The 10,874-nt window shown below is 54.1% G+C and carries 10 protein-coding genes; 5 read left to right on the top strand and 5 right to left on the bottom strand.

The annotated features are described in order from the left end of the window. Positions 1-36: 36 nt before the first annotated feature. The gene (locus LWL52_RS18990; protein ID WP_242923308.1) at positions 37-900 is read left to right on the top strand and encodes an NHL repeat-containing protein; all 864 of its coding nucleotides are present in this window, start codon (positions 37-39) and stop codon (positions 898-900) included. A gap of 129 nt (positions 901-1,029) precedes the next feature. Further along, entirely contained in the window at positions 1,030-1,905 is an 876-nt protein-coding gene (locus LWL52_RS18985; protein WP_242923306.1) for an SDR family oxidoreductase, read from the top strand. Positions 1,906-2,044: 139 nt separating this feature from the next. Here LWL52_RS18985 and LWL52_RS18980 read toward each other — a convergent pair whose 3' ends face one another. Further along, positions 2,045-3,487 (bottom strand): hypothetical protein, encoded by a 1,443-nt coding sequence (locus tag LWL52_RS18980; protein ID WP_242923304.1) that lies wholly within the window; start codon positions 3,485-3,487, stop codon positions 2,045-2,047. Positions 3,488-3,596: 109 nt separating this feature from the next. Between LWL52_RS18980 and LWL52_RS18975 the strand changes: the two genes are divergently transcribed. Continuing rightward, complete coding sequence (locus LWL52_RS18975; protein WP_242923302.1) at positions 3,597-3,875, top strand: hypothetical protein; 279 nt, start codon at positions 3,597-3,599, stop codon at positions 3,873-3,875. A 462-nt stretch (positions 3,876-4,337) separates the two neighbouring features. Then, complete coding sequence (locus tag LWL52_RS18970) at positions 4,338-4,529, top strand: cold-shock protein (protein WP_242923300.1); 192 nt, start codon at positions 4,338-4,340, stop codon at positions 4,527-4,529. 79 nt (positions 4,530-4,608) lie between these two features. Here the strand turns inward: LWL52_RS18970 and LWL52_RS18965 are convergent, their stop codons facing one another. The 3 genes from LWL52_RS18965 to LWL52_RS18955 form a co-directional block, all read right to left on the bottom strand. After that, positions 4,609-5,703: an endonuclease/exonuclease/phosphatase family protein gene (locus LWL52_RS18965; RefSeq protein ID WP_242923291.1), complete on the bottom strand. Its 1,095-nt coding sequence runs from the start codon at positions 5,701-5,703 to the stop codon at positions 4,609-4,611. Positions 5,704-5,878: 175 nt separating this feature from the next. After that, positions 5,879-6,364 (bottom strand): gliding motility lipoprotein GldH, encoded by a 486-nt coding sequence (locus LWL52_RS18960; protein WP_242923289.1) that lies wholly within the window; start codon positions 6,362-6,364, stop codon positions 5,879-5,881. Beyond that, on the bottom strand, positions 6,357-7,709 hold the full coding sequence (locus tag LWL52_RS18955; RefSeq protein ID WP_255749858.1) for a PSP1 domain-containing protein: 1,353 nt from the start codon (positions 7,707-7,709) through the stop codon (positions 6,357-6,359). Before LWL52_RS18955 ends, LWL52_RS18960 begins: the two co-directional genes overlap by 8 nt. 374 nt (positions 7,710-8,083) lie before the next feature. Here LWL52_RS18955 and LWL52_RS18950 point away from each other — a divergent pair, with 374 nt between their 5' ends. Continuing rightward, a complete protein-coding gene (locus LWL52_RS18950) occupies positions 8,084-9,544 on the top strand; it encodes a lipopolysaccharide biosynthesis protein (protein WP_242923287.1) in 1,461 nt (486 codons plus the stop codon). A gap of 21 nt (positions 9,545-9,565) precedes the next feature. Here the strand turns inward: LWL52_RS18950 and LWL52_RS18945 are convergent, their stop codons facing one another. Next, positions 9,566-10,723, bottom strand: coding sequence for a zinc-dependent alcohol dehydrogenase (locus LWL52_RS18945; protein ID WP_242923285.1), 1,158 nt, complete (start codon positions 10,721-10,723; stop codon positions 9,566-9,568). Between the last annotated feature and the right edge of the window lie 151 nt (positions 10,724-10,874).

Below are 10,874 nucleotides of genomic sequence, written 5' to 3'. Positions count from 1 at the left end.
TAAAGAAGCGTAGCTTCCTGTAAGTAACCCCTGCTCATGCTCATCAAACTTTTCACCTTGTATGTATACCTGCAGGCAACGCTCTGCGGCTGTGCTCCCGACAAACGCCACAGCGATTTTGTGCGCCTGCGCAAGGCGTATAAAGTAGAGGTAACTAAGATCGGCCGGCTAGACCGCCGCATTGCGGAAAGCTCCGGCCTTGCCGCTGCTTCCGACAGCACGTTCTGGACGCATGGCGACGGGGGCACAGCCAATGCGCTATACCTGGTTAACCTGAAAGGAGAACTGCTGCAAACCGTGCCGCTGCCGGTAGTCAACCAGGACTGGGAGGAACTCATGTCCGACAAAAAGGGAAATCTGTACATCGGCGATTTTGGCAACAATGCCAATACCCGCCGGAACCTGCAGGTATACCGCGTGCTGCCTGAAACGGGCACCGTAACGGATACGATCCATTTTAGCTATGCGGACCAGGCAGCCTTTCCGCCGCCGCGGGAGTGCCGCAACTTCGATGCAGAAGCTTCATTCTATGCCCACGACTCGCTATACCTGTTCACCAAAAGCCGGGCATTGTGGCAACGGCAGACCACCCGTTACAGCTTGCCGGCCAAAGCAGGCAGGTATGCGCTGGCGCCGCAGGAGTCGCTCCGATTAAATTCGCCGCTTACGGCGGCCGCCATCTCTCCTGATCAGCAGCAGTTTGCCTTGCTGGGCTATGGGCGTTTATACTTGTTCGAGGTGCTGCCGGGAGCCGGTATTTCCTTTAAGGGCCAACGTTATTGTCTGCCGCTGGGCCGCACCGGGCAAGCCGAAGCCATCTTGTACCTCTCGCCACAGGCGCTGCTACTTACAAACGAAAAGGGCACTTTATACCTGGTCACGCTGCACCCGCGGCCGTAGCTTTTACCATCATCCTAAGTGGTTCTTCTTCTCCCTGCTTTCCATACCCTGAAGTATAATTAGACAGGTGCTGGTTGCACTAAAAGCCGGGCGTTGCCGTAGTAGGAACTATACTTAAGCATGTATTTCATGAAACATACTACAATATTGGTAACGGGTGCAACAGGCACCGTGGGGCGGGAGGTCGTGAAACAACTCTCGATGCTGGATGGCAACCTGGTACGGGTACGCGCCGGCGTGCATTCGCTTATAAAAGGGGAGAACCTGCGGCGATTGCCGGAAGTGGAAGTGGTGGAAATGAACTTTGAAGACCCCGCTTCCCTCCATGCAGCCTTCACCCATGTAGACAAAGTGCTGCTGATCACACCTTTTACTGAGGACCAGGTGCAAATGCTAAAAACGCTGGTAGACGAAGCAAAGAAAAGAGGCGTGCAGCACATTATCAGGCTCTCGGCAATGGGTGCAGACGCAAGCCCCGGTATTACGCTGGGCCGCCAGCACCGCGAGATGGAAAAGTATATCGAAGCCAGTGGCATGGCTTATACTTTCCTGCGGCCCGCAGGCTTTATGCAAAACTTTCTCAACTATGCGGATTCCATCCGACACCAGGGCAAATTTTATCAGCCCACCGGCACGGGCAAAGTAGGGTATATTGATGTCCGCGACATCGCCACCGTTGCCGTGGAAGTGCTGACAGGCAGCGGCCACGAAGGCAAAGTATACGAGTTGACAGGCCCGGAAGCTATATCAGGGGAAGAAGTGGCGCAGATCTTCAGCAATGTATTAGGCAAACCGGTTGCGTTTGTGGATGTGCCCGAGGAGGAGGCGCGAAAAGCCATGCTGGAGCATATGCCAGCCTGGATGGTAGATGCCTTGCTGGAACTGAATAGCATTTACAAAGCAGGTTATTCCAGCGCCACAACCGATACGGTAGAAGAGGTAACAGACCGGATGCCCCATGCTTTTGAGCAATTTGCGCGCGATTACAAAGAGTGTTTCGAGTAGCAGCAACGGCATAACCAAGGCATTATTTTGGCTCAGATCAAAGCAGTTGCTATACTTGCCCACATTCTTTCCAGACGAATTAAAATAAAAAAGCCACTCCCGGAAGGAGTGGCTTTTTTGCTACATGGAAGTAGTTGGTTTAGTCTCTGTCCATATTACGGTAGCGGTCGCTGCGGCGGCTGTCATGACGATCGGAGTCGCTGCCTGAACCCTGCTGGCCGCGATAGTTCTCACGGGAGCTGGAGCCCTGGTTGTCGCTGTAGTAAGACGTGCTGCTATCCATAGAACCATATCGGCTCTGGTCGCCACCACGGCCGCCCTGCTCATAGCCACCTTGGCGGTAGTTGCTGCTGCCTGATCCCGAACCGGAGCTTAAGCCGGCGCCGGAACCATAGCCTGAACCGGAACCATAACCATAGCCTCCGCTCATGCCGCTGCTTCGGTTGCTGTCGCCGTAGCCGCCCTGGCTGCGGCCGGAGCTACCATAGCCACCCTGGCCATAGTCGCTGCCCTGCGAGCCATATCTTGAAGAACGGTATTCATCGTTATAGGATCCGCCACGGGAGCCGTAGCCACCCTGGCTGCCATAGCCGCCCTGCATAGAGCTTTGTGAATCCCAGCCTCTTGCTGAGCCCTGGTTATCGCGGTCATACTCGCTCATGCCTCTGGATGAGCCGTAGCCCATAGAGCCATAGCGGTCCTGGTCTCCGTAGCCTGATCTGCCTGAGCCATAACCGCCCTGGTTGCCGTAGCCACCTTGCGAAGAGCCGCCATAGCCACCTTGTGATGAACCATAACCGCCCTGTGAGCCACTATGTCCGCCATAACCGCCCTGAGATGAACCATAGCCTCCTTGGCCATAGTTCCCCTGTGAGGAACCGCCGTAGCCCCCGAAAGAGGAGCTTCCCTGGCCACCACGGTTCTGGCTGCCGTAGTGCTGCTGGTTACCCTGGTGTCCTCCCTGGCCGCTCATACCGCTCTGATAGCTACCATAGCTGCCTTGCGAGGAGTTGCCCTGTGTGCCAAAAGCACCGGAGCTGCCGCCAGAAGTCATGCCACCCTGTTGGTCGCCTTCTCTGTCCTGGTAGCCACCCTGCATGCCGCCCCGGCTGGCACCAAAATCCTGGTCCTGGTAGCGAACGCGGTTGCCTTCCATTCCGCCCTGGTTGCCATAGTTATAGCCGCCTTGCGATCCCTGTGCCTGTGAGCCATAGTAACCGCTTTGGTTGCCCTGGCCGCTCTGGCCACCGCTATAGCCGCCCTGCGAGGAGCCACCCCATCCGCCTTGGTTTGACGAAGAGGAGCCATATCCCTGGCCGCCATAGTTGCCCTGCGAAGAACCACTATGAGAGCCGCTTTGGCTACCATAGCCACCCTGAGAGGAACCATAGCCTCCCTGGGAGCCATAATCTCCCTGATACCCATAGCCACTCTGGCCGCCATAGTTGCTGTTCTGCGAGCCATAGCCGTACCCGCCCTGGCTGCCATAGCCACTCTGCCCCTGGCTGCTGCCATAGTGCTGGTTATGGTCCTGGTTGCCCTGGCTGGAGCCCTGGTAGTTTTGCTGGGAGCCGCTGCTCATAGAGCCATAGCTGCCATACTCGGAGTTCTGGTTAGAGCTGCTTCCGCTACTTCCCTGGCTGCTTTGCGAGGAGCCTGCACCAGAGGTATCTGACTTAGAACTGCCGCTTTTGCTGCCGGAACTTTTTAAAGAGGAAGATTTAGCTTTTGGAGAAGACGATGACTTGGATCCTGAGTCGGAGCTGCCAGCTTTGCTGTTGCTGCCTGCCTTGTCGCTGCTCTTAGACGAGCTGCTGGAAGAACCGCTTGAAGCGGAAGGTGAGCTGGAGCCGCTGGAACTGCCAGAGCCTGTACTTAACGTGTTGCTGTTGCTGTTGCTGCCAAAGCTGCTGTTGCTTGTGTTATCTGATGATGAAGACGGGTTGCTGGATGAGGAGCTTCCTGACTGATTGGAGCCTTGGTTGGAGTTTTGATTGTTTTCTGAGTCTTTCATAGTTCTGATCTCCTTAGATTAAGTTTGACATTAAGTTTGTTGCACCATACCCCCTCATTTCGTTTCGCCACAGGGGTGGCAGATGTGGCTTTCGATTTAGTTGCCCTTACACCCTAAGAACTTGTAACAGATGATCTTTTTTGGTGTAACAGAACGTTTTAGCTATACGAACCACAGGTAACATGGTTATTGCAGGGGCCTAAGTTGCAGCCGGGTAGCAGGCTGGTGCAACTGTTGTAACATGGGGCGTGGGCATGGCCGGGAAAAGGGAGAAGCGCGATACGGACAGTGCCTGTTTTTGAGTGGAGACAGCAGCGTAAATGCCTATAAGATATGCTGTTATAAATTTATGAGAATGTAGTTAGTATTTCCGGAGGAATTATTAACTTTGCTTCATTATTTTAAAAAATTGTTTATAATGAAAACAGGTAAAGTAAAGTTCTTCAACGTTTCAAAAGGATTTGGTTTCATTGTCGCTGATGACACTAACCAAGACATCTTCGTGCACCAGACTGGTCTGATTCACGAAATTCGTGAAAATGACCGTGTTTCTTTCGAAGTGAAGGACGGTAAAAAAGGATTGAATGCAATTAACGTAGAGCGTATCTAAGTTAACCGGAATATACTGCCGCTAAGGCAACATTCATCTATTTTGACCCGCTCAGGCAACCCTGGGCGGGTTTTTTCTTTTAGCTGCCTGTGCCGTTCTTTCTTTCCGCGTCCCGTTCCTGCCCTTTTTCCAACCCGTCCTGAATCAGCTCACGTGCTTCCTGGCGGTCTGCCAGGTCGGCTACCGGGTGCTCCTGTTCGTGCTCTTTTTGCGGCTCAAAATTAAGGGTAATAGCCACCGGAAAATGATCGGAGCCAAACTTGGGCAGGCGACGCAAGCTTACTAACCGGAAGGCAGGGTTATAGAAAACATGGTCCAGCGGGTAGCGGAACAGGGGGATAAAGGCATTGTAAGTATTATAAAAGCCACGGCCCACACGCGGGTCAAGCATCGTGCTGATTTCTTTGAATAACTCCGTGGTCCGCGACCAGGCCACATCGTTTAGGTCGCCGGCGACAACGCAGGGCAAGGGGTTCTGTTTTACTTCTTTGGCAACCAGCAGTAACTCGGCTTCGCGGGTCTCGGTGTCCTGCAGGAAACGGGGCGGCCGGGGATGCACGGTGTAAAGGCCAAACTTATCGCCGCCTGGCAATACCACAGTGGCGTAAAAGGATGGGATATCATCTTCCACCAGAAATCTTACTTCCGGTTCTTCCAGCTTAAACTTACTCCAGAACAACATGCCATAGGTATTGTTGATCGGCTCTTTTATGGCGTAAGGATAGCGCTTCTCCAGCTCATGCCGCACACTTTGGTACCATACTTCATCGGGCTCATTCATCACCAGCATATCCGGGTCTTCGTGCAGCACCAGTTGGAGGAATTTCTGATGTTTTTTATTGATCATGCGCACATTGGCCATCATCAGCGTGAAAGCATTGTTAGGCTTTTGCTGCTCAGTGCGCAGGGCCTCGACTTTTACCAAGGGCGTGAAATGAAATACAAACCGCACCTCGTTGAGCACCGCCAGCACCCAGATGGCCAGTATCGCCATCTCGGCTGTGCCGTACAGGCCATACAGGGCGATAAAGGCGATAAGGGTTATTGTAAGCAGCACCGCTACATGAAAGCGGGGAAAATCCAGCACGCGTATCCACCATTTGGGAGACTTGATCAGCGACAGAAAGGAGAAAAGGGTAAGTATAAAACCGAAAATTATAAGGGCAATCTTCATTTGCTCCGGGCGCTTTAAAGTGTGTGTATGCAATACTCAGGTAACTACAGTTTTGTTACCAGCTACTTTCCGTACGTAGTTGTACAGGATGGGAAAGACCCGGGCCGCTTCAGCAAAAAAGCCGCCTGCAACAGTAGTTGCAGGCGGCTTTTATCTTACAGGCAGCTGATCTGCATCAGCTTTTACTGCCATCTGCTTTGGCTACGCGCACGCCAACTGACTGCACATAGGGCAAAGGATCGCGGCGCATGTACTGGGTAAGCCGGAGCTTGTAGGTGCCCACTTTATCGAACGTCACATTCTTCAGCACAAGCGTCTGCAGGTCGTATACATCAGACGAGCCCTTGCCCAGGGGCTTGCCTGTTTTGGCGTCCATCAGCAGCAGTTCGTGCAGGTCTGCCGACAACTGCTTGCCATCAGGGCCAAGCAGCTGGTGGCGCACGTACAGGTTATAAAATTCATACTGCAGCGAGTAGCGCACATTAAAGTAGATGTTGTAGGCCTGGGTCGTATCCTCAATCTCGAAGGTAAACACCGGGGCATTGTCTATGGCCCATTTGCCTTTTGCAAAATCTACGTTCTGTTCAAACACCCGCTTCGGATCACAGCCCATAAGCAGCAGCAGGAATGCGGCTGCAAACACAACTAGCTTTTTATGCATCGGTCCGTGGCGGTTTATTCTGATCTGGTCTTCTACCCTTAAACGGCTTTCTGCTGCGGCTTCGCTGCTGTTGCCCATCCTGCGGTGTAGCAGAAGGAGCTGTAGGCTGGGAGTTGTCAGCAGGTTTGGGAGCGCCTTCTTTCCGCTCACGCGGTGGTCTGTTTTCCCGTCGTTCCTTCAGTTCGCCACCTTCCCGGTTGCCTTTGTTGCGGCTCTTAAAGGGCTTCTGCCTGCCTGGCCGCTGGGCCTGGTCGCCCTGAGGCTCCGGCCGGTTAGCAGGTCTGGGCGCAGCAACCACTGCCCGGTCATCGGCCGCTTGCGGCTGCTGTGGCGCGGAACTGTCAGTAGGTCGCTTTTTCTTCTTCTTTTTCTTTTTGCTCTTAAACTTATCGTCCAGGCGCTCCAGATTGCCTTCCACCTGGGCCACAAACTCATTTTGTTTCGGCTCTTCCGGTGCTTCGGCCAGCAGCATCTCTACCACTTTGCCGGCGGCATTTTCCTCCAGAATTTCCTGCACGCGGGCTACCGGTACCGGGTACCAGTTGTTGTCGCCTTTGTAGCCGAACCACATCATTTTCTTAAAGATGTCTGTTTTCTGCAGGATGGCATCGCCCTGGCGCGTTTGCAGCGGGCGGTTTACTGTCGGGATATCCTTGAGCGCCGCCATGTAGGTTTCCAGCTCATAGTTGAGGCAGCACTTTAGGCGGCCGCACTGGCCCGACAGCTTGCTGGGGTTGAGCGAAAGGTTCTGGTAACGCGCCGCGGTGGTGGACACACTCTTAAAGTCGGTGAGCCAGGTAGAGCAGCACAGTTCGCGCCCACAGGAGCCGATGCCTCCCAGGCGCCCGGCCTCATGGCGCAGGCTGATTTGGCGCATCTCGATGCGTACCTTAAACTCTTCGGCCAGTTTTTTGATCAGGTCCCGGAAATCCACGCGGTCATCGGCCGAATAATAGAAGGTGGCTTTTGAACGGTCGGCCTGGTACTCCACATCCGAGAGCTTCATCTTCAGGCCTAGCTGCTGGATGATCTCGCGGCCACGGTACATGGTGCCGCCTTCCAGATCGCGCACTTCGTTAAACTTCTCCATGTCGCGCTCGGTGGCAATGCGGTAGATGGTGCGGATCTCTTCGTTGTTATCTACCTTTTTCTTGAGCATCTGCAGGCGTACCAGCTCGCCCTTCAGCGACACGAAGCCGATGTGGTGGCCATTGGGCACGTCAACCACCACGGCATCGCCGGTGGTGAGCTCCAGTCTGTTTATGTTGCGGAAGAAGTCTTTACGCCCTCCCTTAAATCGTATCTCTACTATGTCAAACTCCTCAAACGACGTTGGCAGGTCCATGTCGCTGAGCCAGTCGAACACATTTAAACGGTTACAGCCTCCCGTGCTGCACCCGCCGTTGCTTTTGCAGCCTCCAACAACCTCGGTGCCATCGGCACTGGTTTTCTTGGTGCCGCATCCGCCACTAGAACATGAATTACATCCCACTTTTATATCTCCTTATATAGCTAGGCTATTCTTGTTTTCTTTATCCGTTAATTAACAAATATAATAAAATTTTAAGCTTTTTCTTTTTCAGCCTCTAAATGTACACGTATGGCAACAGCCAAAGGACGCTTTTGGTGCACTTCCGCTTTGAAAAGGCTTGTGGTGGCCAGCGATAAAATGATACCGGCCTTTGCCGCAGGCTTGGAATTAAAGTATAATTTTAAGCAATGCTTCGGAAACTCCTCTCTCATGCGGCTATTTACGGCCTGGCGGCCCAAGTGCCCCGGATTGCCGGCATTTTTACGCTGCCCATCATCACCCGTTACGTTACTTCTGTTGATTATGGGGTAGCCGGTGTGGTAACGGCGTATGTAGGAGCCCTAGGGATGCTGCACTCGCTGGGGCTGTCGGTGGTGCTGGTCCGAAGCTATGCCCGCTACCCCACGCGCTATAAATTTATCTGGCGGCAGCTGCACGGTTTTCTGATGTTGTGGTCGGTGGTGTTCGGGCTGCTGCTGGCCGGCGTGCTCTATGTGGCCGTGCCCGATATGGCGGCCAGTCACCGCTGGGCCATTGTGCTGTTGAGCGCTGTGCCGCCTGCTTTTTTCTCCACCACCCAGTTTCATACCTCACTGTTTTACCAGATGCAGCAGCGTCCGCTGCCGGTGGCGGTGCGTTCGTTTGTAGTAGGCGTGGTAACGGTGGCGCTCAATATTTATACCATCGCTTACCTGCGGATGGGGTACATGGGGTGGTTCTGGTCGAACTTTGCAGGGGCTATGCTGGGATTTATACTTAACAGTTATGCTTTTTACTGGAAAGAGCAGATGTGGCCCATCCTGCGGTTCAGGTGGTCGCGAATAAAGCAGTCGCTGCGGGTGTCGCTTCCGTTGGTGCCGCATCACTTTTCTTTTTTTATGCTCGACAGCTCCGACCGGCTGGTGATGGATGTGTTGGGTGTGCCGGTGCCGCGGATCGGTTTTTATAATATTGCCTCCAGCTTTGGTTTATACTTCTCGGCCGCTTCCGAGGCCATCGTGCAGGCAGCAGCGCCCTTTTACATGCAGTTTTATGGCCGGGCTGGCGACAAAGAGGGCGCACAGCAGGCCCGGCAAATGACCTTTGCCCTGCAAGTGCTTTTTCTGCTGGGCACTTTTGTGCTCTGTTTGTGGCTGCGCGAGATCTTCGTGCTGCTAATCCGGAACCGGGAGCTGCAGCAGGCCTACCCGCTAGCCATCATCATCCTGATGGGGTATAACTACCGGCCCATGTACCTGGCGGCCATGAACCTGCTGGTATACCGCGAACAGACAAAGGTACTCTGGAAGGTGTCTGCCATCGCAGGCCTGGGTAATGTGGTGCTCAACCTGTTGCTGGTGCCCGTGTATGGCATACAGGCGGCGGCTTTTACCACGTTTGCGGCCCTGATGTATATGGGCTATGCGGGTTACCTGCTCAAAGAGTACCGGCAGGCCCGGCTGGTGCGCTACTTCCCGGCAGCGTGGCTGCTGCTAACGGTGGGCACGCTGCTGGCCGCCTACTTGCTGGCGGATATCGCGGTTCTCTACAAAGTATGGCTTACAGTGTTTGCCGGGCTTGCGCTGGGCGCAGCAGCACTCGTGTATAGCAAAATGGCAGGTATAAAAAAGCAGGATACCACGACGGGCACCCTGCTTCCGGATAGCTAAACGGACACGTTAAAGTATAAATCAGGGCTTAAGCACTACTTTTACGCAATCGTCCTGTTTGTTGCAGAAGATCTCGTAGGCATGCGTGGCCTGGTCCAGTGGCAAGGTATGGGTGATAATGTCATCCAGCTTGATCTTGCCACTGTCCACCCACTGGTACAGCTCATCTATAAATTTCTGCACCGGCGCCTGGCCCATTTTGAGGGTGATGCCTTTGTCGAAAAGCTGGTAGAGCGGGAAATTATTATAGGGCGAGCCATACACCCCCACCACCGAAACAATGCCGGTCCGGCGCACGGCATCAAAGCACATCTGCAGGGCATTCATCGTGCCTTTTTCCATGCGCACCACGCTGGCGGCGCGGTCCAGCAGCGAGCGGTCCGCTTCCATACCCACGGCATCGATGCAGACATCGGCACCGCGTCCTTCGGTCATTTCGCGGATCGTTTCCACAACATCCACATTTTTAAAGTTTATCGTTTCGGAGCCTGCCGACCGGCGGGCCATTTCCAGGCGATACTCCTCCTTGTCGATGCCGATCACGCGCTTGGCGCCGCGCAACCAGGCTACCTTCTGCGCCATCAGGCCTACCGGCCCGCAGCCAAATACCGCTACCGTTTCGCCGCCTTTAATTTCGGCCCAGTGCACGGCCGAATACCCGGTTGGGAAAATATCTGTCAAGAACAGCACCTGCTCGTCTGTCAGGTGGTCGGCCACTTTATAGGGCCCCACATCGGCAAAAGGCACGCGCACGTATTCGGCCTGGCCACCGGCATAGCCGCCATACAGATCGGTGTAGCCATACAGGGCGCCTCCCTTGCCCGTTACCAGGCCTCCTTCCGGCCCGTAATGATCGGGGTTCGAATTCTCGCAATGCGGAAAGTGGCCGTGCTGGCAGAAAAAACACGTGCCACACGAAATCGGAAAAGGCACCACTACCCGATCGCCAACTTTCAGTTTCTTTACAGCAGGGCCAACTTCGGCTACAATGCCCATAAATTCGTGGCCGATGACCATGTTTTCAGGTTGCGGGATCATGCCGTTGTAGATGTGCAGGTCGGAGCCGCAAATGGCCGTGGAGGTAACTTTGATAATGGCGTCGCGTGGGTCCTGTATCCTGGGGTCTTCAACGTTATCTACCCGGATATCTTTTATCTTGTGGAATACGGCTGCTTTCATAGCTTATAGGTTTAGGTTAGGTGGCCGGCTGCTTTAAAGTGCGTGGCCGGATAGTAATTCTATCTAACGGCGTTAGGCATAGCTGGTTACCTGGCGCGCACGTATGGGGCAAGCTGTTTTTATGCAGGAAAGTACCAAGAGAATGCGTATA

The organism is Pontibacter liquoris (assembly GCF_022758235.1).
GTDB classification, from domain to species: Bacteria; Bacteroidota; Bacteroidia; order Cytophagales; family Hymenobacteraceae; genus Pontibacter; species Pontibacter liquoris.
The sequence above is the reverse complement of the archived record's forward strand: the minus strand, read 5'-3'. Positions and strand labels throughout refer to the sequence as shown.

Bases quoted from the DNA above. Each gene is read 5' to 3' on its own strand.
- LWL52_RS18990 (WP_242923308.1), top strand. From the start codon at position 37: ATGCTCATCAAACTTTTCACCTTGTATGTATACCTGCAGGCAACGCTC.
- LWL52_RS18985 (WP_242923306.1), top strand. From the start codon at position 1,030: ATGAAACATACTACAATATTGGTAACGGGTGCAACAGGCACCGTGGGG.
- LWL52_RS18980 (WP_242923304.1), bottom strand. From the start codon at position 3,487: ATGAGCAGCGGCTCCCAGCAAAACTACCAGGGCTCCAGCCAGGGCAAC.
- LWL52_RS18970 (WP_242923300.1), top strand. From the start codon at position 4,338: ATGAAAACAGGTAAAGTAAAGTTCTTCAACGTTTCAAAAGGATTTGGT.
- LWL52_RS18965 (WP_242923291.1), bottom strand. From the start codon at position 5,703: ATGAAGATTGCCCTTATAATTTTCGGTTTTATACTTACCCTTTTCTCC.
- LWL52_RS18960 (WP_242923289.1), bottom strand. From the start codon at position 6,364: ATGCATAAAAAGCTAGTTGTGTTTGCAGCCGCATTCCTGCTGCTGCTT.
- LWL52_RS18955 (WP_255749858.1), bottom strand. From the start codon at position 7,709: ATGGACCTGCCAACGTCGTTTGAGGAGTTTGACATAGTAGAGATACGA.
- LWL52_RS18950 (WP_242923287.1), top strand. From the start codon at position 8,084: ATGCTTCGGAAACTCCTCTCTCATGCGGCTATTTACGGCCTGGCGGCC.
- LWL52_RS18945 (WP_242923285.1), bottom strand. From the start codon at position 10,723: ATGAAAGCAGCCGTATTCCACAAGATAAAAGATATCCGGGTAGATAAC.